The sequence below is a fragment of the Synechococcus sp. Nb3U1 genome (genome assembly GCF_021533835.1).
Taxonomy (GTDB): Bacteria; Cyanobacteriota; Cyanobacteriia; order Thermostichales; family Thermostichaceae; genus Thermostichus.
Genome location: NZ_JAKFYQ010000001.1, coordinates 536,473 through 559,327, shown reverse-complemented (window position 1 = coordinate 559,327; position 22,855 = coordinate 536,473). Strand labels below are relative to the sequence as shown.

Sequence of the window (22,855 nt, the reverse complement as noted above, 5' to 3'; positions counted from 1 at the left end):
CAGTGTTAGACTTTGCCCAAGCTGCCCGGAGCTTAGCATTCTACCCCAACAAGGATCCCTGTTTTTCTGCCCAACTCTTTTGTATGAGTGTGTATGAGTGAAGCCCTTCACCAAGCCCTTGAAGATCAAAATCCACAACAACTGTTAGCCCATTTACAACAAGGGGAGGATATCAATGCTCCCGATCCCCAAGGATTTACCCTCCTCCATAAAGCGGTTGTTCTCGGTAACTTAGAACTGTTGGATTTGCTATTGGCTTATGGCGCTTCTCCCAATGCTTTGGATTCTACGGGAGCAACTCCCCTCCATTTGGCTGCAGCTAAGGGCCGAGTCACCCTTGTGGATCGCCTGTTGTGGGCAGGGAGCGATATCCATCTCCCGGATCGCTATGGATATACCCCTTTGCATCGGGCTGCTCTAACCGATCAAGCAGAGGTGATCGGTCTATTGATCGAAAAAGGTGCCAATAGCCATGCTCTTTTACACTGGTCTGCGGCAACCGGTCGCAAAAGCATTCTGGCGCGGCTGTTAGCGAAGGGATCTCCGGTGGATGCTGCAGATGAAACGGGTCGAACCCCTTTACACGAAGCCGCTACCCAGGGGCATTTGGGCATTGCTCGCTTTTTGCTCTTGTATGGGGCCAATGTGAATGCGCGCAATCGCTTTGGGGCCACACCGATGCACTGGGCTGCTTGGGAAGGCCATGTGCAAATGTTGGAACTGTTGATCGAAAACGGAGCTGAATTGAACCCGCGCAATGAGGATGGACATACCCCCCTAGCCTATGCCCAAAAGCGCCAGCACAGAATGGCCATCCAGTGGTTACAAGATCGAGGCGCAACCTTTTGATACAGATTCATGAATACAGACTCATGCAGAGATCCCATAAAAAAAGGAGAGAGGACGTTAGGGTTTCCTCCCTCCGATCTCTTCGTCGCGGTTAGCGTCAACGCTGCTCCGATTTTACCTGAAGTTCCATCTTTTCGATCCTCTGATCTTATCTTTCCATCTCGTTTTTGAGCACAAAAATAGAGTATAAAAATAACAAAAGCTAGGCAAAAGAATCGCCCTGCAAAAATCAAAAAACATTATGATTTTCATCCTGCTCCTCTCACCCACAGGATCCCTAGCCAAGACGTCGTATGGCCTCAAGCGCCGAACCCATCGCCTGCACGCCCCCGAGGGACTGAACCTTAACCCAAGCCTTAAACTAAGATTAGATCTCAACAACTAGCCCCTTGACTCCGGAGAAAAAGGGATCCCCGCCTAACGCAGGATGGCTAGTTCCGCTAGCGCAGGATCCCTATCGCATCCAAGACAAGAGAGGAAGACTGATGGACATAACTCCATCACTCAACTTGAGGACAGCATAATCTTATTGAGACTAAATTGCAATATAAACCTTTGAAATTATCGTGTGCCCTTGTGGGCTCTTTGCAAAAGACTTGCATTAAGCTGGGTGGGTCTGATAAAGTACTTGGCTGAACGGCAGTTGGTAAATATTTTCAGTTGGGATCCCGGCAGCACCGGGGCAGTGGAGTTGCGGGCATGGCATGGCAACAGGTTGGGTCAGGCGTTTGGCATACCCATTTGGGCCAGTTGGCTCCCCAGTGGTGGCTGGGTTGGAGTCCTGAGGGAGGTTTTCAGCTCTATCGTAAAGAAGCTTCTGGTTCCTCGACACCTGCTTTGAGGATTCGCTACCTAGAGCACGATCAGTGGCTGGATGTGTTTCTGGGGGAAGCAGAGCAACACCCCCAGCGGCGCCGTAGCCTTATGGATCCGACAGCGCGGGTAGCCCTGCACTATTTGCCCGAGGATCTGCCCCAGATTCAAGTGCTGCAGCGTCCTCATGAACGGATCCCTCTAAATCTTTGGCAACGGCTAACCGCCTATAGAGATTGAGATTGTTATAGCAAGCTCATATCAAGCAAGGTACTCGACGTTACAGCCTTTTCCGGCTTCATGGACAACACAAGGTCAAGAAGAAATTCTTGTCGGACAAAGGGTTAGCCTGATCGGCTGTAGTCTGTATCGCTGGAAAAGGCTGCATCCTCCGACTGACCAGGTTCCAAAGGGATCCTTTGTCTCAAACACTCTCATGCTCAAGTCGCTATACCCCTGACAAGCCTACATGAATCTTGGTCAAGGCAAGGTGCGACACTATTGCCTTTTGTTGCTGAATAGGCCCGGCTATCTTGTCGATAGAGGAAGCGGGGCTAGGTTGGATAGGGATGGCGAATCGTTACTTTGCGCCACGCAGACCAGATGCCATCTGATTTGCCAAGGGAGAAAACACGCGAGGACATCTTCACTCACCGTGTGGTTATGAAAAACAATGAAAGGCAGCTAACGACCGAGCACACCCGCTCAAACCAAACGGGTTCAATTCACACCAGGGATCCTCACCCTGCTGCTGCCGAACCACAGCCAACGGCAAAAGCTCAAGCGGAACAAGCCTCTCCCCCACCGTCATCGAAACGCAAACGCTCTTGGAAACCCGCTGTCTATGCCTTAGGAGGGGTGGGTTTTGTGGCTCTGGTGGGCTGGGCGTTTTGGCCGTCCCCTGTGCCGGTGGATATGGCGGTGGTGGAGCGGGGGCTGTTACAGGTTACTGTCGAGACAGAAGGCAAAACTCGTTTGCGAGAACGTTTCGAGATCGCGGCCCCGGTGGATGGACGGTTAGAACGGATCTCGGTGCGGGTAGGGGATCCCGTTTCCTCAGGCGACGTCATAGCCCGTATCGATCCCCTGCCCTTGGCTTCACAGGTACAGTCTATTCAGGCCCAGATCCAGCGGCTGGAAGCGGAAAAACGAGGGGTGGACACCCAACGCCCCAAAGCGGCATCACTGGTGCAGGCAGAAGCTTCTATTGCTGCGGCCCAAGCCCGTTACCAGCAGACCCTTGCCCAACAAGCCGAAGCTCAAGCCACGTGGGAGCAGGCTCAACGGGAACGGCAACGGATCGAGGATCTCTTCGGTCAAGGGGCCATCCCCCGACAAGCTCTGGAAGAAGCGGAACTGGCCGTAACCAACCGTGGCCAGATCCTCACCGTCCGCCAACTAGAGGTGGAGCAGGCCCAAGCTGCTGTCCTTTCTGCCCAACAAGGGTTACAACTGCTGCAAGCCCAACAACGGGATCCCGACTATCTGCTGCAGGTGTACGATGCCCAGATTCGTAGCCTAGAAGCCGAGTTGGCCAGCCTGGCAGATTCTGCCCAGCGCACCACTCTCACCTCCCCAAGTGCAGGGCAGGTTTTACGGGTTCATCAGGAGAGCACCCGCTTTGTGCCGGCCGGTACGGTGTTGGTAGAGGTTGGGGATCCCGGTCAGTTGGAACTAGAGATGGATGTCCTCTCTAGCGATGCGGTCAGGATTCAACCTGGGGATCCGGTTCAGATCCGGCAGTGGGGCGGAGCGGAGGTATTGCAGGGCAGCGTGCGCACAGTTGAACCAGCAGCCTTCACCAAAGTGTCAGCTTTGGGGGTAGAAGAACAACGGGTCAACATCATCGCTAATATCGAGGATCCCCCGGCCCGCTTGGGGGATGGCTACCGAATTGAAGCCGAAGTGATCATCTGGCAAAACGAGGAGGCTTTGAAACTTCCCCTCAGCGCCCTGTTCCGCTGCCAGGAAGAGTGGTGTGTCTATGTGGCGGAAGAGGGACGTGCTCAAGCCCGGCAGGTGGCTCTAGGCCAGCGCAGCACCACAGCCGCAGAGGTATTGGAGGGCTTAGAAGCTGGCGAAACGGTGATCCTTTACCCCTCCGATCAAGTTCAGCCTGGACGACGGATCCAACCTCGTTAAACTGAATCTGCTGCATCAGATGCTGCATCAGATAAAAAGGCTGTAATTCACTTGCGATTGATCCTAAACATCTATTTTGTGTCTTCAGATACAAATTATGGGCATTAGCTAGCTCATCAGGATGTCGGTGTGAACGTCTTCTGGTTTCCGAGAGAGCAATCTATGCAGAGACTTTTGGGCTTCAGGTAGGTGGGGGTTTAGCTCCAAAGCCCGGCGGAACTCCTCGATCGCCAAATCCAATTTGCCCAGCCGAGCTTGCACAGTCCCAAGGCGGTAATGGGCAGCCACGTAGCTATTGTTCAACTCCAACGCTTCTTGGTAACGTTGGGCCGCAAAAATCAGGTTCCCTTTCACCCGTTGTAACTCCCCGAGGCCAAAATGAGCCTCTGGCAAATCGGGATCCTTCCGCAGGGCGCTCTCGAAGTAGCGAACCGCCACTTCCGCCTGCCGGGAGTTGATAAAGCGTTTGCCGGAATCATCCGACTGTTTTTGAGCCAGTTGCAGCAAACCCAAAGTAGCCGTGGCAACCTGAAGCTCGGGATCCAGCTCCAGCGCTTGATGAAAGCGTTGTTCGGCTTCTGCAAAATTCCCCTGGGTCATCAGAACAACGCCCGTACCGTACATCGCCAGGGCAAAACTGGGCTCCTGCACCAACGCCTGTGCAAACTGCTGCCCGGCCCCAGGCAGATCGCCCGCCTGGATAAGGGCCAAGCCATAGTCTGCTAGTAGCTGCGGCGAGGCGACGGGGGTGAGAGTCTGGGCGGTGCGGTAGGCGGCAATCGCTGCTTTCAGTTGTCCGAGTCGGTAGAGGGCGACACCCATTTGGTGATGTGCGTCCGTCAGAGCATCGTCGACGGCCAGAGCTTCCCAGCAATGATCAACCGCAGCTTGGTACTGCTTCTGGAGGATTTTCAGCTTGGCTATGCTGAGCAGAATCTCTGCCCGTTTCGGGGCCAGGCGCTGGGCTTGAGTCAGGGCTTCCAGGGCCGCTGCTCCCTCCCCTTCCGCCGCTAGGGCTTCTCCCCGCAGTTGTTGAACTTGAGCTTGCAACCCCGGAGATTTGATGTTCAGGGTCAGGGCTAGCTTCAAGGGATTCAAGGCCAAGCCCGGTTGTCGTTGCGACAGCAGCTGTTGCGATTGGGTGAGTAAAGCTTTGACCAGGTGCGTATCAACATCTGGCTGTCGGGGATCCAGCCTACGGGCCGACCAAAGGTGATCCAGCCCGTTTTGCAGTTGCCCCGTTTGAACTAGCAGTTGTCCCAGCTGCAGATGGGCAGGGGCCATATTGGGGTTGACGCTCAAAGCTTGTTGCAAAGCTCCGATCGCTTGGCTCAATTGCCCCCCTTCGATCAACCTCAGGGCACGGCTGTAGTGGGGGCTGGCTTGGTCTTTCGGGGTTTGGCTACCCGCAGCAGCTGAGTTCCGACGACGCAGTTGCCGTCCGGCGAGCCAAGTGAGGCTGAGCAAGCTTGGGATCCCCAATAATCCCCCTGTCATCCAGGCCCACCATCCTCCTGGTAGGAGCAGAGTTTCGCTGGGGCTGTAGGTGGGGGTAGCGGCACTGGTGGCACTGGTGGTGGGCGGCGGCACTTGGGCTTGCTGGGTCGCAGTCGGTTGACCCTGGGCTTGGGGGCGCTGACCTTCAGAGGTATTCGGCAGAGGATTGGCCTGAGCAGGTTGCAGGCGACTGAGGGGAATCTGCAACTTCAGTTGCTGGGCTGCTTGAGTTTCTGTAGCCGAGACGAGGCGAGAAGGGTTGGGGGTGGATTGACGGGCCAGGGTAGCGGCGATCTGTTCTTCCCGTTCCGCCTGAGCGCCAACACTCACCCGCAATACCGCTCGGGATCCGACGGCTGTAGGGTTGGTGGGGTCTTGGTCAAGAGAGCCTTCCAGTTGTGTGAGAGCAGCTTGCGTTTGGCCTTGCTGCGCCAGGAGTAGCCCCAGATGACGTTGAGCTTCTGCATCGTTGGGATCCAACCGTACCGCCTCTTGCAATTGGGCGATAGCTTCTTCTCGGCGGCCCACTTGTTCCAGAACCAAACCCAGGTAGCGGCGGGTGAGGGCATGGGTGGGTTGTTGCTGGCTGGCCTGTTGTAGGTGCTGAATGGCGTTGTCCAGGGATCCCCCCTGTTGCAGCGCTTGTTCCGCCAAAGCTATGCCCAATCCTGAGCGGGCTTGCCAATGATTGGGATCTGTCTGCAAGATCTGCTCAAACAAAGGAATGGCGGCAGCAGCATTGTCTTGGGCCACATGAACTTGGGCCAGTTGGAAACGGGCCTCCGTCAGGTTCTCATCCAAAGTTAAGGCCCGTTCGTAGCTGTCGCGGGCGGCCTGCAGATCTCCTGTTGCCTGCTGAGCCTTGCCCAGTTGCAACCGCAACTGAGGATTGTCGGGATCCGCCTGTACGGCTGCCTGTAGGGAGCTAATGGCGGCCTCGGTATACCCCTGGGCTGAGAACCATTGTCCCAGGCGTTGCTGGGCAGCCACATGGGCCGGATCCAGTTGGGCAGCCTGCAGGTAATGACCTAGGGCGGGATCCCAGCTTTCCTGCTGGGCGTAGGCGGATCCCAATTGAAAGTGGGCCTCGGCATCATTCGGGTTTTGGGCGATGGCTGTTTGTAGAGCCGTGATGGCCGCTTCCGTTTGGCCTTGGCGCAGGAGGGCGACACCCAATTGACGCTGAGCACCGGGAAGCTGGGGATCCCTAGCCAAAGCGGCGCGGTACCGTTCAATCGCCTCAAATGGGCTGTTCTGAGCCGAGTGGATTTCCGCCAACAGGAACTGAGCAGGGGCACTGTTTGGGTCAAAAGAAAGCAACGTGCTCAGCTCACTGGCAGCAGCCCTGAAGTTGCCCTGTTGGTAAAAAGCTTTGGCCAAATCCAGGCGGGCGGCAGTATTGCCTGGATCAGCAGCTAGTTGGGTTTGGGCTTGAGAGATGCGATTGCGGGTCTGGTCGAGGCGGGTTTGGGCGTGCAACAGCGCCGCCTGCAGACGGGGATCCCGCGGGCGATGGCGCAACCCAAGCTCGTACTGTTCGATCGCCTGTTGCCACCGTTCCGCTTGAGCCAGTTGCAACCCCTGTTGGTAGCCCTGTTCCGCCAATTCCCCATCCCGGGAAATTTTGTAGGTTGCTCCCAGTCCCACCAGAGATCCCAACAGGAGTACACCTAGAGCCAGTTGCACCCCGCGATGTTTGAGGGCTAGGGGCTGGGGGAACAGAGGCCAGAGGGTGCTGCGCTTTTCTGACGGGCGTGGCTCGGCTGGTGTAGGGGGCTGATCAGAGAAAGTGGGCTGAGGCTCTGAGTCAGATTGGGCCTTCGATGCCGGCGGGGCTGTTTCGGGGGGGGCTGCCGCTACCGGTTCTGGAGCGATTTCGGCTGGGGGTGACTCCTTGATCACCAACTCTGTTTGCTCGGCCTCGGATCCCTGATGTGAGAACCGCAGCACTTTACGCCATTCCGCTTGGGTTTGCCCCATCTGTCGTCCGTAGAGGATCAGCCGTTCGATCTCAGATAGTCGTTCCGCTACCCAACAACTCGCCACCTGCTGCACCAGTTGAGGCCGGTTCGGAATGTGCTCGCTGGGATACTCGATCAAGATGTGCAGCTCAGCAGCTTTGCCCACCACACGGACTTTGAGAGGAGCCAACCTCACAGCCAAAGTTTTTTGTAGCTCCTGGGTATCGATGGGGGAAGCGGTCATAGTCATAGGGGAGGACTTCTAAAGTTCTAAATAAACTAAAAGAGGCCAACAGCCTGGGGAGAGGTATTGTCTAGGGATTTGGACATAAGCATGGACAAGATGTCAGGCAGAAGACGAGCGCCACTCGATACGAGTTGCCGCTTTAGTCGTCAGGCCTGAGAGCTTGACTTCATCCCTATCAAACCCGAATTTCCCCCTGTTTTCACGAGAGAAATAGCGGAGAAATCCACGGATCCTCTACGTAGATCTGCTGAAACTACTGAGGGATCCCCTAGTATGCCCTTTTGACAAGAGAACTGCGCAACTTCTGCAAAATTATCGTGAGACCTGACAGAGAGGGATCCCTCTCTGTCGCGTAGCTGGTTTTGCGGCCAGTCGATGGGGCGTTGCCGTCGCAACAGGCTAGGGTGACGGGATCCCAAGCGTTTTTGAGGGTGCCCCATGGTTTTATCTGCTCAGCGCCTCTTCGAAGCGGCCTTGCTCAGCCTGTGCATCAGTTCGGCAGCCCAGGCTCAAACCCCAATTCCTCAACAAACCCTGATCCTCAATAGCAATGCCACTGCCGTTAACAGCGGCTCCGGCAATGCCACCACCATCCAAAACACTATCTTGATCATGCCCAATGCGCCCGCGCCACGTCGCTCCGGCAGTTGGGGCCTCAGTGGCAGCCGCCCTCGTCCCACCCCTCCTCCCACCCCAATTACGATCATCATCGTCAACGATGCTGTGGAACCCACGCCAGAACCCTGTCGAGGTCGTTGTGGCGGATCCCTGCGGTTTCCATAGGGTTGAGCACCGCAACGGATCCCGTTGGACAGGAACCCATCAAGCAAGTGGGGAGGCCGCTTTTGGCACCCAAGACTGCCCAAGTCCGCAATGTAGCCAGCGCCAATGCCCGGATCTGGGTTGATATAATTCAGAGCGATTGTCCGCCCTGTGGGCGACAGCCCGTTTCAACTCAAATTTCACAATTTCAGTGGTGTGCGAGGGATCCCCATGAATCGTTCCAGGCAACTCTGCCCTTGGCTAGCTTCGGCTCTCACCTGTGGGATCAGCCTACTGATGGGGGCGTCGGCTTGGGCCCAATCGGCCCCCGAACCAGGCACCCTTGATTTGCGCACCGGCGGGGATACCCCCGCCCAAACCGCTCCCACAGCCCCTGCTGCTGGTGAACCAGAAGTTCTGGTGGCGGAGGTGGTGATCCAGGGGACGGAAGACCCTCAATTGATCGACCGGGTCTACAGCGTCATTCGCACCCGTGCCGGGGAAATTTCCACCCGTTCCCAACTGCGGGAAGACATCAACGCCGTCTTTGCCACGGGATTTTTTGCCGATGTGCGGGCGGTTCCTTCCGATACCCCACTGGGGGTGCGGGTCACCTTTGAGGTACAACCCAATCCGGTCGTCAGGGCTGTGCAGACGGAAGGAGCGAGAGTTTTGGCTCCCGAAGTGTTGCGGGAAGCCTTTGCAGAGCAAGAAGGGCGAGTTTTGAATTTTGGTGATCTGCAAATCGGGGTAGCGGATATTGAGCAATGGTACGCCGATAATGGCTATGTGCTGGCCAAGGTTACAGATGTGCGCTCCTCGGAAGATGGCACGATCATCCTAGAAATTGCCGAAGGAGAGATCGAAGACATTCGCGTGCAGGGTAACGACAAAACCCGCGACTTCATCGTCACCCGCGAACTAAAGGCCAAACCGGGGGATGTCTTTAACCGTAACCAAATTCAAGAAGACCTACAGGCGGTTTTTGACCTGAACCTGTTTCAGGATGTGAATGTTGGCCTCAACCCCGGCCAGGATCCCGACAAGGTAGTGGTGGTGGTCAATGTGGAGGAACGGCGCACCGGCACCCTCGGGGGCACCTTGGGGGTCAGCTCTGCTACGGGGGTGTTTGCTGGCCTCAACCTCTCGGAGCAAAACCTGGGGGGCAACAACCAAAGCGCCAGCTTCAATGTGCAGGTGGGCACCACCGAAACCCTCTTCGACCTCAACTTCACAGATCCGCAAATTGCCACGATGGACATTCCCACGTCCTACAACGTCAATGTGGCCAACCAACAGGCTTCTAGCTTTGTTTTCAATGAGGGCTTCGCCTTGCCCAATGGGGATCCCGTGCGCATCAACCGCCTCGGGGGTGGGGTAACTTTCTCTCGCCCAATCGGGGAGAATTGGCGGGCCAGCCTGGGTACCCGAGTCCAGTTTGTGGAGGCCCGCGATAGCAACGGTGAGCAGCAGCGCTTTGACGTGTTGGGCAACCCGATCACCTTCAGCGAAAGCGGCCAAGACAGCTATACCACTCTGCGGTTTGGTCTTGTGAATGATACCCGTGACAACAGCAATAACCCCAGCCAGGGATCCATTTTTCGCATCTCTACGGAACAGTCGGTGCGCCTATTCCAAAATGGCCTCAATGCCAACCGCCTAGAAACCAGCTACAGCCAATTCATCCCTGTAGACCTGTTTGAGACCCGCAGCGACCGGCCCCAGGTGCTGGCCTTTGATGTGCGGGCGGGCACGACCATTGGCGATTTAGCTCCCTACGATGCCTTCGGCATTGGGGGTGGCAACTCGGTGCGCGGCTTCTTTGAGGGGGGGGTGGGCTCCGGTCGCAGCTTCGCCACTGCCACCGCTGAATTGCGCTTTCCAATTTTCGACCCGGTGGGGGCGGTGGTCTTCGCCGACTACGGCACTGACTTGGGCAGTGGAGCCGCCGTGGCCGGGAATCCTGCCTTGGCCCGTAACAAACCCGGCAATGGCCTAGGGTTAGGGGCTGGCATTCGCATTCAGTCTCCACTAGGGCCGCTGCGCATCGACTACGGGGTCGGGCAGGGGGATGCTGGTCAGGGTCAGTTGCACTTTAGTATTGGCGAAAAGTTCTAGAGAACCGCTAGAGATCCCCTCGCTGCCACCTGCTACCCAAGCTGCCTGGCGACCCTTGCTATGGTGGGAGCAAGTGCCGTTGATGGGGACTACAGCATGAACAAGCAACTGGGCCAAAAGGTACGTCAGGGATCCCTAGTGCTCTTACTGGGGCTGGGTTTGATGTTGGGTGGGGCCAGCGGCTGCGGGCAACTGGCGCGGTTGGGGATAGGAACCACCCCGATTGCTACCGTGGCTCAAAAACCCACCCAGCACGCCGATGTGTGGATCCGCGGCCAGGTGGTGAACCAGGTGGGGGTATTTGGGCAGGGGGTATATGAGCTGCAGGACAACAGCGGCTCCATTTGGGTGATCACCGACAAAGGGATCCCGGCCATGAACAGCACCGTCACCGTGCGCGGCAAAGCCCAAGAGGGTATCACCGTGGGGGGACGCGCCTTCGGGGTTTCTTTGGTGGAAGCAGAACGGTACTAACCTGCCCCCAAAGCCAACATCGACACCCGCCCAGCCAGGGTTTTGGCAATCTGGGTTAAGGCTTGAGCCGCAGCCGACTCAGGATGGCCGACCACAATCGGTTTGCCCGCATCCCCCCCTTGACGTAGGGCAATTTCCAACGGGATCCGCCCCAACAACGGGATCCCCAATTCGCGGGCGGTGGTTTCCCCGCCTTCTGAGCCGAAAATATCGTACTGGCGATCCGGCAAATCAGGCGGGATAAAGTAGCTCATGTTTTCCACAATGCCCAGAATCGGCACCTGCAACTGCCGGAACATATTCAAGCCCTTGCGGCTATCCAGCAGCGCCACCGACTGAGGTGTTGTGACGATCACCGCCCCAGCCAAAGGCACCGCCTGCGTCAGGGTCAGTTGGGCATCGCCAGTGCCAGGGGGCATATCCACAATCAAATAGTCCAACTCTCCCCACTGCACCTGATAGAGAAACTGCCGGATCACCCCATTCAACATCGGCCCCCGCCAAATCACCGGCTGATCCCGCCCGATCAACAGGCCCATCGACACCATCTTCACGCCGTAGTTCTCCAGCGGGAAGATATCCTCGCTGCCATCCTCCCGTTTTTGCACAAACAGAGACTGATCCTGAAGCCCCAACATGAGCGGCACATTCGGGCCGTAAATATCAGCATCCAGCAGCCCCACTCGCGCCCCACTTTGGGCCAACGCAATGGCGACATTCACCGATACCGAAGTTTTGCCCACCCCCCCTTTGCCGCTGGAGATGGCGACGATATTGCGGACTCCAGGGATCCCTTGCCGATCCGGTAGGGAGGGGGAACGGGGGGTTTCTGCTGTCACCGTGACATCGATGGTTTCAATCGGGGCCAACTGGCGGATGGCCGCCTTGCACTCATCCACAATGAATTCCCGCAATGGACAGGCAGGAGTAGTCAACACCAGGGTAAAAGCCACCCGTTCTGGCTCCACCCGAATATCCCGAATCATGTTCAGTTCCACCAAGCTACGGCGCAGCTCCGGATCCTGAACGGGCCGTAATACCTCTAAAATGGCGGCGGCATTGAGGGTGGAAGTTGTCATGGAGGAGAAAACCGGACGACATCGAACCACTCTTCACTGTAATCGTTTTTTCCACTGGGATTTCGCCAGCCGAGAAGGACAGCAACAAAACTGGCCCCAAGCCTAGCCAGGGTGAAACACACTGGCCTAGGCTGGGCAGAGTTGGACGGCAAGGATCTACAGCGACCTGCAGGAGGATGACGAACCATGGTGCAACTGATGGTGGGGGTGGGACTATGGCTGGGCCTGACTTTTTTGGCCCAGTTGATCCCCCTCCTGGACAAAATCGGATCCCACCGGGCTGCTCGCCGCAGTTGGGATCTCCACAACCCCCACCGCCTTCTGCCCTCCTCCCAATGGGATTCCTCCTGTCAATACTTTTCCCGGTCGATGTATCTGCCCTGCGCCGTCAACCCGTTAGGCCCCTGCCGCTGTAGCCACTATGTCGCGCTTCCTAAAGACTCCACCAGTCAGGCCCCTTATCCCGAGCAGGAACAACAGAGGGTCATTCAATAGTATCTAGAGTATCTAGCTCATGCCCAGAGACAGCGGGATCCCCACCCTGGGCTAGTCCGGCAAACCAGACCCTGAAAGCTCCAGATGACATCCGATGACACCCATTCCAATCGCTTGGCGACAGCCCGGTTCCCCGGTAGGATCCGATGCGTCAGGCACAAGGAAGCACATCATGGCTGAAACAGTAGCAGAACTGCTGCAACGCTACGGCAGCGGCGAGCGGGACTTCAGCAACACTCACCTGGCGAATGCCAACCTGGAAGGGGCAGATCTGTCTGGGATCGACTTTAGCGGGGCGGTGCTCAAACAGGCCCAACTGGCTGCAGTCAACTTGGAGCGAGCTTACTTGAGGGGTGCAGATTTGAGCAGGGCTGATCTAAAGGGATCCAACCTGCGCCTGGCCACCCTAGAAAATGCCCAACTTCAGGGATCCCAGTTGCAAGGGGCCAACCTGCGCGGGGCTAATCTCATCGGTGCAGACCTGAGTGGGGCGGATCTGCGTGGGGTGGATCTGGCGGGAGCCAACTTGACCGGAGCCAACCTGAAAGGAGCCACTTTAACCCAATGCAAGCTCAAACTGGCCAACCTGCGCGAGGCAGTCTATGACCAGACCACACAACTGGAGGAGGATGTTTCTGCAGCTGAGCTGGGCATGATCCGAGCCTAGACCCTCCCTAATCTTTCTGCTCCAAGTCCAGAGCCTCTTGCATCTCAGCATCCGTGTAACCCACAGCCCGCAGTTTTTCCAACACCATCTGGATTTCCTCAGCGGAAAGCTCCTGTTGTCGTACCCGATCCCAGAGATTGGCCACAATTTGCATCAACAAGCCCCTGCTTTCCGCTTCGAACAGCTCAAAGGCCGTGGCCAACTCGATCGCCTGCAACACCTCTTCTCCAGTACCAATCGGCTGATCGATGGATTGATCTTCCAATTGAGTGAGCAACTGGCGCAACTGGTTCAGGCCATCCCCAAGAGCAGACATACAGCAGCCTCAAACGGCACTTGGATTCCCACCCTATCAGACTGTAATCGTTCAACAGAAGGGATCCGACAGATTCCACTCCAGCTGGGGCTATCCTAATAAAGAGGAATCGATATGATTGTCAGAAAACCAAGAGGAGATGCATCAGTATGGCCCAAGCGAATGTCCTGCCCAACAGCCCCCAGTCCTTGGCGGGAGAAGCTCGCACCGCTCCTGACTACAGCAGTACAGTCTATCGGCAGGCCTACTCACGCATCAACGGCATTGTCATTGAAGGGGAACAGGAAGCCAACGATAATTACCTAAAGCTGGCGGAGATGCTGCCGGACTCTGCAGACGAGCTGCGTAAACTGGCCAAAATGGAGCTGCGCCACATGAAAGGCTTCCAATCCTGCGGCAAAAACCTGCAGGTAGAGCCAGATATGGAGTTTGCCCGCGCTTTCTTTTCTCCGTTACACGACAATTTCCAAAAAGCGGCGGCAGTTGGGGATTTGGTCACCTGCTTTGTAATTCAGTCTCTGATCATCGAGTGCTTTGCCATTGCCGCCTACAATATTTACATCCCGGTCGCCGATGATTTTGCTCGCAAGATCACCGAAGGGGTAGTCAAGGATGAGTATCTTCACCTGAATTTTGGGGAACGCTGGCTAGGAGAGCATTTCACCGAAGCTAAGGCACAAATTGAAGTGGCCAATGCGCAAAACCTGCCCTTGGTTTGGCAAATGCTCCAACAGGTGGATGAGGATGTGGAAGGCATCCACATGGATCGGGAAGCGATCGTGGAAGACTTTATGATCGCCTACGGTGAGGCTTTGGCTAATATCGGCTTCAGTACCCGCGAAGTGATGCGCCTCTCGGCCCAGGGATTGCGGGCTGCGTGAGATCCCAATGGCTCTGTTTGGCCTGTGACGCAAAAGGATTGGGTGGCTAGCCCAGATCCAGGGAAAGGCCTAACCCTCAGGGTATGGTCGTGTTCTGATGGGATCCAAGAATTGAATTATCCAAGTGAGTAAACCTCTATGTTCGGCCTGATCGGGCACTTAACCAGCCTTGCCCATGCACAACGGGTGGCAGACAAGCTGGGGTATCCAGAATATGCGGACAGCGATCTTGAGTTTTGGTGCATGGCTCCCCCTCAGGTTGTGGATGAGATCACCGTCACCAGCATCACTGGCCAAAAGATTCATGGGCAATACGTCGAATCGTGCTTCTTGCCGGAGATGTTGGCGGGCGGACGGGTGAAGGCGGCCTGTCGGAAAATCCTCAATGCCATGGCTTTGGCCCAACGACGTGGACTTAGCATCACCGCCCTGGGGGGATTCAGCAGCATCATTTTTGAGAACTTTCGCCTCGACAGCCTCAGACGGGTGCGCAATATCGACCTAGAGGTGCAGCGGTTCACCACCGGCAATACCCACACCGCCTACATTATCTGTCAGCAGTTGCAATCGGCGGCCCAACGTTATGTTATGGATTTGGCGGCAGCGACGGTAGCCGTGGTGGGGGCGAGTGGGGATATCGGCAGTGCCATCTGTCAATGGTTGGCCGCCCATACCCAGCTGGGCAAATTGTTGCTGGTGGCGCGGGATCGACAACGGCTGGAAGAATTACGGGCCAACCTCAAGCAGGGGGAGATCTGTTCGGTGGAAGAAGCCCTCCCTCGTGCCGATTTCATTGTTTGGGTGGCGAGTATGAATCAGGGCCTGGTTCTCAATCCCCAGATGTTGCGGGATCCCTGCGTGATCATTGACGGGGGCTACCCGAAAAATATTGCCTCTAGCCTGCAGCGACAGGGGGTATACGTGATCGATGGTGGCATGGTGGAGCACTCCCTCGATATTGAATGGAACATCATGCAGTTTCTCAATGTGGCCAATCCAGCCCGTCAACTTTTCGCTTGCTTTGCCGAGTCGATGTTGCTGGAATTTGAGGAGCTGCATACCAATTTCAGTTGGGGACGCAATCTGATTACCTTAGAAAAGTTAGATTTGATCGGGCAGCTTTCCCGCAAGCATGGGTTCCGCCCGCTGATGCCAGAAGCCTGAAAACTCAGCTCCCCTCGGGATCCCTGTTGGCTATCGTTTTTTGAGAAGGGATCCCTAAAAACTTGCAACCTTATGGAAGTTGTTTTCCACCATGTCCAACTCCTTTACCGCTCACCTTTGGCAAGCCATTCAACTGATTTATCAGCAGATTTTGGCCCATCCTTTTAATCAAGAATTGGCAGCTGGAACCTTATCTCGGGAACGGTTTCAGTTTTATCTACAGCAGGATGCCCTCTACTTAACGGATTTTGCCCGCGCTTTGGGTCTGATTGGAGCTCGGTCGGAAAGATCTGAACAGGTAGTGAGTTTTTTGAATTTCGCCCTTGGAGCGATCGTAGCCGAACGTAGCCTGCACGAAAGTTATTTTCGTCTCTACGAAATCCAGCCGGAAATCACCTACGCCCCCACTTGTTTTACCTATACCCGTTCTCTATTGGCTACGGCAGCGTTGGATCCCTATGAGGTGGCGATCGCTGCTGTGCTGCCCTGTTTTTGGATTTACCGTGAGGTGGGATCTGAAATATATCGAATGGCTCAACCCCACAACCCCTATCAACAATGGATCGACACCTATGCTGGTGAAGAATTTGCCCAGGTGGTACAACAGGCTATCGATATCACGGAATCTGTAGCTGAGCAAACCACCGCAGCCCTGCGGGACAAGATGATGGCAGCCTTTGTTACCGCTTCCCGTTTGGAATGGCTCTTTTGGGACAGTGCCTATCGCCTGGAATCCTGGCAGCCGGAGTAACCTTTCCCACCTCTGCCCCATAACGCTCTATAGCTGGGCGAGCAACCTGCGCGCCTGGTCAAAAACCGCATCGAACATTGGCTCTGTCAGCCGCTTGGTGGCCGTATTGCGTTGGCTGGGGTGGTAGGAGGTGAGCAGATATCGACCCTCTGCCAGGGCAGTGACTTGGTTGTGGGCAAACTTGGGGCGAGGCTTAGGGGGATCCAGCAACGGCAGGGTGTGCTGAAAGGCAAAGTGGCCCAGAGGGAGGATCACCCGTACCTGAGTTAGCCCCTTCAGTTCCTGGGCCAGGTAGCCCAGGCAAGTCTTGGCTTCTGTCGGGGTGGGGCGATTGTCTGGGGGCGCACAACGTACCACCGCCGAGATGTAGCAATCCGTGAGCTGGAGGCCATCTTGTCGATGGGTGGAGGTGGGCTGATTGGCAAAGCCAGCTCGGTGCAGTGCCCGAAACACCCAATCCCCGCTGGGATCCCCGGTAAATACCCGCCCGGTACGGTTGCCGCCATGGGCTGCCGGAGCCAGCCCGATAACCCACAACCGGGCCTGGGGATCCCCAAATCCAGGAATGGGCCGTCCCCAGTAGGAGTGTTCCCGAAAGCGAGCCACTTTTCGAGCTGCCACCTCCTCCCGCCAACCAACCAAGCGTGGGCAGCGACGGCACTCGATGATCTCAGTCTCCAGGGCCAGCCAGTCTCGAGATCGAGCCCTGGGATCCCTCAGCGGAGCACCCTCACTCGTCCTCGTCATCCTCCTCCAATTCATCGAAGGCAGGGGTGGAGTCGTCGATCAGTTGATCATCCTCTAGGGCTAGACGTGATGGCAGTGATGGCATTGCCACCGGTTCTTCCTCTTCCTCGTGGGGCTCCGATTCAGACAGGCTCTTCTCTTCATAGGTGCTAAAGCCGGTACCCGCCGGGATCAAGCGCCCAATGATCACGTTTTCCTTGAGGCCGCGCAACCAGTCTGACTTGCCTTCGATGGCTGCCTCGGTCAGTACCCGGGTGGTTTCCTGGAAACTGGCCGCCGAGATGAAGCTGTCGGTGTTCAAACTGGCCTTGGTGATCCCCAGCAAAACGGGGGTGTACTTGGCCGGAGCCCCACCGGTAATGGCCATAGAGGAATTGGTATCCTGGATCTGCCGCAGCTCCACCAACTCACCCGGCAGCAGAATGGTATCGCCACTGTCGTCCACCCGCACCTTCGAGGTCATTTGGCGTACCACAACCTCGATGTGCTTGTCGGAGATCTCCACCCCCTGGGAGCGGTACACATTCTGTACCTCGTTGACGAAGAAGCGCTGCACTTCTCGCAGAGCCAAACGAGCCGCTTGGTCATCCCCTAGGGTTTGGCGGTGGTACTCGTAGTAGCTTTCCAGAATGTCATGGGGGTTGGCGGGCCCATCTGTCAGGGGATCCCCCACTTCTACCGGCTGTCCATCGGCTACCATCAGATTTTGCCCTGGCAGCAGCGGGTAATCGGTGACCGTACCATCGCTCTCGATAACTTTCAGATCCGGCTCTTCCCCCCGCCAGCTCAGTTGAACAGTACCGGGCCGCTTGGCGAGAATGCACATTTCCTTGGGCTTCCGAGCCTCCAACAGTTCCTCAATCCGCGGCAGACCCTGGATGATATCCCCGGTTTTGGCTCGCTCAAACACCAACAGGCCGAGGGAATCCCCCCGTTGCACCAAGTCCCCGTCCCCCACCTGCAAAATGGCCCCGGCAGAAACTAGGTAGGGCCGCGCTATGCGCAGCACCACTTGGCCATCCGCCACCTGCATCACCTGTCCCGATTCGGGAGACGGGATCCCGGGGGCAATCTCATCCTTAGCCCGCACCAGATCCCCCACTTTTAGGGTGGTGCTGCCCGTGAAGGGCACGCTCACCTGATCGTCTTCGGTGACCACCAACACCCGCCGAACCACCTCCGCCCCTTGGCGGATCCCTTGCACGATCCCGGCCTTTTTAGCCTGAATTTCCGTGCGGGCAATCACGGATCCAGTGGTGATGCTGTCCCCTTCTCCCACCAACAGTCGGGTATGGGTGCTGCCCTGAGTCAGATCCGCCTCCACATCGCGGCGCAGCAGCAGGGTTTCCAGGATCACCAGTTGCAGGCGGCGAATCTCGGGATCCTCGTCGTCTTGAATCAGCTCGATATCCGCCTTCAGTTGCGGGGCATCGGTGTCGATCTCCAGCACCAGTTGCGTGCGCAACAGTTCCACCCCACCTACCGACCGGACGCGCTCACCATCCTTGAAGGGAATCCGCTGCACCGCCCGCAGACGAATCGAGCGGCCAGACTCGCTGGTGGATTCTTGGCTGGGCACTGAGGGATGGTCGGGAATTTCGTACTCCTGCACCGGACGCAGCAGCAATCCTGGCCCTTCGGGAGTTTCCACATGCTCCAGATAGACCAGTTGATCGGGCACGATGCTACTGAGCACCTGTTGTCCTGGCTGGATCAAGGTGCCCTCTTTCACCTCCATGTCGGCGGGGTTTTCCACCAAATGCAGGGATCCCGGTTTGATGATGATCTCCCGCAGAATGTCGTTTTTCTGGATCACCTCGACGATGCCGGCGTTCTGGCAGAAGATATCCTTCACCACTTCGGTGCCCGCTTCTACAAACTGGCCATCCTCCACATTCAGCAGTGAAATGTCCTTGTTCACCTCATGGGTTTCCTCCGGGATCCACAGCAGGGTGCCCCCCTGGATCACCTCGAAGCCCTGTTTGGCCTTGCCCCGCCGTGCTACCTCAATGCCCGCGAACTTGACCAAGCCGCCGGTTTGGGTGCGGAAATCGCTCTCGATCAGCTCCGCCACCACCTCGTCGTTGCCCACCTTAGTGCCGGGGGTCGCTTTGAGGACGAAGGTTTGACCACCGGCGGTATCCAGCAAAAACTGTTCTCGACTCTGATGAGATTCCACCCGCACCCGCGCCTCGTGCAAAACCACAGAAGCGTTGATGATTTCCACCTCGCGCCCACTCTTGCTATCAGTGCGCTCTGGCAGTCGCACGATACCGCCGTGCTCCGTTGCTAGGGAGGTTTCTGCGATCACGTCCCCCGCCTGCACAGTATCCCCGTTCTCTACTACAGGCTCGGCACCGGGGGGTAGGTTGTACACCTGGCCCGACATCACCCAAATCAAGCCCTGCCGTTGCGCCGTGTAGGTGATGTTGCCTTGACGGTCGGTTTTTTCTTCGATGGGCAGATCGGCGAAGCGAATTTCCCCGGCTAGGTCAGAAATCACCTCTTTTTGGGCTTTTTCGGTGCTCTTGCGGGTGGCCTTGGCCAGCGACACTTCCGCGATCATCTGATCCGGCTGCACCTTGGCTCCATCCCGCACCAACAGGGTGGATCCCTGGGTGACATCGAAATGCTCCCGCTGCCCGTTGGATCCCTCAAGGGTGATTTGGTTGTTCACCTCCACCTGCAGGGCATCATCCCCGTGGCGGGTGCGGAAGGGGCGGGTACGGAAATTCTTGGGAAACCGCACCACTCCGGCAAAAGGAGCACGAATTTGTCGAGCCACTTCCCCCGTGAACACGCCGCCGGTGTGGAAGGTGCGCATCGTCAACTGGGTGCCCGGCTCCCCAATCGATTGGGCGGCGATAATTCCCACCGCTTCTCCCATATCCACCAAACGGGAATGGGCCAAGCTCCAGCCATAGCAAAGACGACAGACGGAACGGTTGGCCTCACAGGTGAGGGGAGAACGCACCATCGCCTGACGAACGCCAGCGTTGACGATCGCCTTGGCCAAGTCGTGATCCACCTCTTGGTTGCGATGGGCGATCACCGCTTGGGTTTCAGGGTGTAGCACATCCCGCGCCAGCACCCGGCCCACCAAGCGATCTTCCAGGGACACTACCACATTGTCCCCATCCATCAGGTACTCCAGGACAATGCCATGCTCAGTGCCGCAGTCGGATTCCCGCACGATCACATCCTGGGACACATCCACCAAACGGCGGGTCAAATAACCGGAGTCGGCGGTGCGCAGCGCGGTATCCACCAAGCCCTTGCGGGCACCGTAGGAGGAGATGATGTATTCCGTAACCGTCAGGCCCTCACGGAAATTGGTTTTGATGGGCAAGTCGATGATTTCCCCCTGCGGGTTGGCCATTAGGCCGCGCATACCCACTAACTGCCGCACCTGAGAGACATTTCCCCGCGCCCCGGAGTTGGCCATCATGTAGACGGAATTGAGGGGATCGTTTTGCTTGAAGTTGCTGAGCAGCTCATCTTTGATCTGGTCGTTGGTTTGGTTCCAGGTATCGATGACTTTTTGATAGCGCTCTACCTCCGTGATCTCGCCTCGGGTAAAGCGCTCGGTGGCTGCTTCGATTTCCGCTTCCGCTTGCGCCAGCAACTGCCGCTTACTGGGGGGAACGCGCAGATCCTCGACGCTGATGGAAACCGCCGCTTGTGTGGCGTACTTGAAGCCCATCGCCTTCAAGGCATCGGCCATCTGGGCGGTGCGGGCGGTGCCATAGCGGGCAAAAGACCAGGCAATCAGGCTGCGCAGCTCTTTCTTGCCAATTTGATAATTGCGAAAGGGCACGGCGGGCGGAGTGGTGTTGCCGTCGGCAACCTGTCGCAACAGGTCAGCAGAAGGTCGTCCTTTTTCGCTCATGATTCCTCGATGATGGCTGAATGATGGTGGCAATAGGGCCAAGCAGTGACAGAAGGGATCCCGTCTCCTACCTCACTGGGTTGCGGTTAGGTGGAAAGGGCTTCCTGCACGATTTTGTTGAAGATGATCCGGCCTGGGGTGGTGCGAATGTACTGGCTAAGGATGTTGCCATCGCGATCTTCGCGGATGCGCCGGTAATTGGTGACCTTGACTCGAATGCCGCCAGGTTCCTCCATAATTTCCGGCTCGGACTCTTTTTCTCCTTTGCCTAGTTCCATCGGGCCGTTGTAGCGTACCCAAACTTTGGCATGTAGATCCACAGCACCACGGTCGTAGGCAATCAGGGCATCCTCAAGGCTGGAGAAGTAGCGCTCCCCATTCAGGGGCTGTTGTGGGTTGTCGGCAGTCAGATAGTAGCAGCCCAAAACCATATCTTGGCTGGGGGTGATGATCGGGGTGCCGGTGGCGGGGGAGAGGATGTTGTTGGTAGCCAACATCAGCAAGCGTGCCTCGGCTTGGGATTCCAGCGAGAGAGGAACATGCACGGCCATCTGGTCGCCGTCAAAATCGGCGTTAAAAGCCGGACACACCAGCGGGTGCAACTGAATAGCTCGACCTTCCACCAAAATGGGCTCAAAGGCTTGGATGCCGAGGCGGTGCAAAGTTGGGGCCCGATTGAGCAACACAGGGTGGCCGTCGATCACCTCCTCCAGCACATCCCAAATCTGTGGGTCGTTGCTTTGGATCAGCTTTTTGGCAGCCTTGATGTTGTTGACAATGCCCCGTTTGATCAGCTTATGAATGACGAAGGGCTGAAACAGCTCGATCGCCATCTCCTTGGGTAAGCCGCACTGGTTCATGCGCAGGCTGGGGCCGACCACGATCACCGAACGCCCAGAGTAGTCCACCCGTTTGCCCAGTAGGTTTTGCCGAAAGCGCCCCTGCTTGCCTTCGATGATGTCCGATAGCGATTTGAGGGGACGGTTGTTGGCTCCCACCACAGTGCGTCCACGACGGCCATTGTCGATCAGGGCATCCACCGCCTCCTGCAACATGCGCTTCTCGTTACGGACGATGATCTCGGGGGCAAGAATCTCCTGCAGGCGAGCCAGACGGTTGTTGCGGTTGATGACACGGCGATAGAGATCATTCAGGTCGCTGGTGGCGAAACGACCCCCATCCAACTGCACCATCGGGCGCAGATCCGGTGGAATGACCGGGATCACCTGCAACACCATCCACTCAGGCCGGGATCCCGTGGCGATGAAGTTGTCGATCACCCGCAGCCGCTTAATCAGGCGAGCTCGCTTTTGGCCGCGGGCACTGGCAATTTCCTCCCGCAACTGCTCGGCTTCTTTTTCCAGATCGATGTCCATCAATAGACGTTCGATGGCCTCGGCTCCGATCATGGCCCAGTGATCCGGCAGTTGCAGCTCGGATCCCTCTTCGTACATCTGATCCTCGATCTCGAGGAATTGGTCTTCCGTGAGCAGTTGCTTGTAGGAGAGGTTTTGGGCATTGCCCGGATCCACCACCACGTAGGCGTTGAAATAGACCACCTGCTCCACATCCCGCAGCGGCATATCCAGTAGGGTAGCAATGTGGCTGGGGATCCCTTTCAAATACCAAACATGGGTGACAGGAGCCGCTAACTTGATGTAGCCCATGCGGTGGCGCCGTACCCGTGACTCGGTTACCTCCACCCCGCAACGCTCACAGACAATGCCCCTATGCCGTACCCGTTTGTACTTGCCACAGTGGCATTCCCAGTCCTTGGCGGGCCCGAAAATGCGCTCGCAAAAGAGGCCATCCATCTCCGGCTTGAGGGTGCGATAGTTGATGGTCTCCGGCTTGGTGACTTCCCCCACCAACTGGCCATTGGGTAGCGTGCGCTGGCCCCACTCCATAATCCGGTCGGGAGAGGCCAACCCAATTTTGACGTAATCAAAACGCTGCTCTGTTCTCGCCATCGCTGTTCGCTCCTGACTTGCTGTGCCCTTGCA

Annotated in this window: 17 protein-coding genes; 11 read left to right on the top strand and 6 right to left on the bottom strand. The window is 56.9% G+C overall.

The window, feature by feature from the left end; all coding sequences use genetic code 11:
- The first annotated feature begins 93 nt into the window (after positions 1-93).
- The 3 genes from L1047_RS02590 to L1047_RS02580 all read left to right on the top strand — a co-directional run bounded on the left by L1047_RS02590 (position 94) and on the right by L1047_RS02580 (position 3,804).
- On the top strand, positions 94-849 hold the full coding sequence (locus L1047_RS02590) for an ankyrin repeat domain-containing protein (protein WP_235277164.1): 756 nt from the start codon (positions 94-96) through the stop codon (positions 847-849).
- Between the two features lie 699 nt (positions 850-1,548).
- The gene (locus tag L1047_RS02585) at positions 1,549-1,902 is read left to right on the top strand and encodes a hypothetical protein (RefSeq protein ID WP_235277163.1); all 354 of its coding nucleotides are present in this window, start codon (positions 1,549-1,551) and stop codon (positions 1,900-1,902) included.
- 423 nt (positions 1,903-2,325) lie between these two features.
- Positions 2,326-3,804: an efflux RND transporter periplasmic adaptor subunit gene (locus L1047_RS02580; protein ID WP_235277162.1), complete on the top strand. Its 1,479-nt coding sequence runs from the start codon at positions 2,326-2,328 to the stop codon at positions 3,802-3,804.
- A 108-nt stretch (positions 3,805-3,912) separates the two neighbouring features.
- Here L1047_RS02580 and L1047_RS02575 read toward each other — a convergent pair whose 3' ends face one another.
- Positions 3,913-7,512, bottom strand: coding sequence for a tetratricopeptide repeat protein (locus tag L1047_RS02575; RefSeq protein ID WP_235277160.1), 3,600 nt, complete (start codon positions 7,510-7,512; stop codon positions 3,913-3,915).
- A gap of 435 nt (positions 7,513-7,947) precedes the next feature.
- On the opposite strand from L1047_RS02575, the gene L1047_RS02570 reads away from it, so the two are divergent.
- From L1047_RS02570 to L1047_RS02560, 3 genes are all read left to right on the top strand, one after another.
- Positions 7,948-8,292: a hypothetical protein gene (locus tag L1047_RS02570; protein ID WP_235277158.1), complete on the top strand. Its 345-nt coding sequence runs from the start codon at positions 7,948-7,950 to the stop codon at positions 8,290-8,292.
- A gap of 210 nt (positions 8,293-8,502) precedes the next feature.
- Positions 8,503-10,389 carry a BamA/TamA family outer membrane protein gene (locus L1047_RS02565; protein ID WP_235277156.1) on the top strand — a complete coding sequence of 629 codons (1,887 nt, stop codon included), beginning with the start codon at positions 8,503-8,505 and terminating at the stop codon, positions 10,387-10,389.
- Between the two features lie 96 nt (positions 10,390-10,485).
- Entirely contained in the window at positions 10,486-10,863 is a 378-nt protein-coding gene (locus tag L1047_RS02560; RefSeq protein WP_235277154.1) for a hypothetical protein, read from the top strand.
- Here L1047_RS02560 and L1047_RS02555 read toward each other — a convergent pair.
- Positions 10,860-11,942 (bottom strand): Mrp/NBP35 family ATP-binding protein, encoded by a 1,083-nt coding sequence (locus L1047_RS02555; RefSeq protein ID WP_235277152.1) that lies wholly within the window; start codon positions 11,940-11,942, stop codon positions 10,860-10,862. The genes L1047_RS02560 and L1047_RS02555 overlap by 4 nt on opposite strands.
- Positions 11,943-12,128: 186 nt before the next feature.
- Between L1047_RS02555 and L1047_RS02550 the strand changes: the two genes are divergently transcribed.
- The gene (locus L1047_RS02550; RefSeq protein WP_235277151.1) at positions 12,129-12,437 is read left to right on the top strand and encodes a DUF6464 family protein; all 309 of its coding nucleotides are present in this window, start codon (positions 12,129-12,131) and stop codon (positions 12,435-12,437) included.
- A 172-nt stretch (positions 12,438-12,609) separates the two neighbouring features.
- Positions 12,610-13,104, top strand: a complete 495-nt coding sequence (locus tag L1047_RS02545; RefSeq protein ID WP_235277149.1) for a pentapeptide repeat-containing protein — start codon at positions 12,610-12,612, stop codon at positions 13,102-13,104.
- Positions 13,105-13,111: 7 nt separating this feature from the next.
- Here the strand turns inward: L1047_RS02545 and L1047_RS02540 are convergent, their stop codons facing one another.
- On the bottom strand, positions 13,112-13,420 hold the full coding sequence (locus tag L1047_RS02540) for a hypothetical protein (RefSeq protein WP_235277148.1): 309 nt from the start codon (positions 13,418-13,420) through the stop codon (positions 13,112-13,114).
- Between the two features lie 149 nt (positions 13,421-13,569).
- On the opposite strand from L1047_RS02540, the gene L1047_RS02535 reads away from it, so the two are divergent.
- From L1047_RS02535 to tenA, 3 genes are all read left to right on the top strand, one after another.
- Positions 13,570-14,301 (top strand): aldehyde oxygenase (deformylating), encoded by a 732-nt coding sequence (locus tag L1047_RS02535; RefSeq protein WP_235277147.1) that lies wholly within the window; start codon positions 13,570-13,572, stop codon positions 14,299-14,301.
- Positions 14,302-14,439: 138 nt separating this feature from the next.
- A complete protein-coding gene (locus L1047_RS02530; RefSeq protein ID WP_235277146.1) occupies positions 14,440-15,465 on the top strand; it encodes a long-chain acyl-[acyl-carrier-protein] reductase in 1,026 nt (341 codons plus the stop codon).
- A 91-nt stretch (positions 15,466-15,556) separates the two neighbouring features.
- Positions 15,557-16,216, top strand: a complete 660-nt coding sequence (gene tenA, locus L1047_RS02525) for a thiaminase II (protein WP_235277145.1) — start codon at positions 15,557-15,559, stop codon at positions 16,214-16,216.
- 27 nt (positions 16,217-16,243) lie between these two features.
- On the opposite strand, the gene L1047_RS02520 is transcribed toward tenA, so the two are convergent.
- The 3 genes from L1047_RS02520 to L1047_RS02510 form a co-directional block, all read right to left on the bottom strand.
- On the bottom strand, positions 16,244-16,963 hold the full coding sequence (locus L1047_RS02520; protein WP_235277144.1) for a uracil-DNA glycosylase: 720 nt from the start codon (positions 16,961-16,963) through the stop codon (positions 16,244-16,246).
- A complete protein-coding gene (locus L1047_RS02515; RefSeq protein ID WP_235277142.1) occupies positions 16,947-20,852 on the bottom strand; it encodes a DNA-directed RNA polymerase subunit beta' in 3,906 nt (1,301 codons plus the stop codon). Before L1047_RS02515 ends, L1047_RS02520 begins: the two co-directional genes overlap by 17 nt.
- 86 nt (positions 20,853-20,938) lie before the next feature.
- The gene (locus L1047_RS02510; RefSeq protein ID WP_235277141.1) at positions 20,939-22,822 is read right to left on the bottom strand and encodes a DNA-directed RNA polymerase subunit gamma; all 1,884 of its coding nucleotides are present in this window, start codon (positions 22,820-22,822) and stop codon (positions 20,939-20,941) included.
- Positions 22,823-22,855 lie beyond the last annotated feature (33 nt).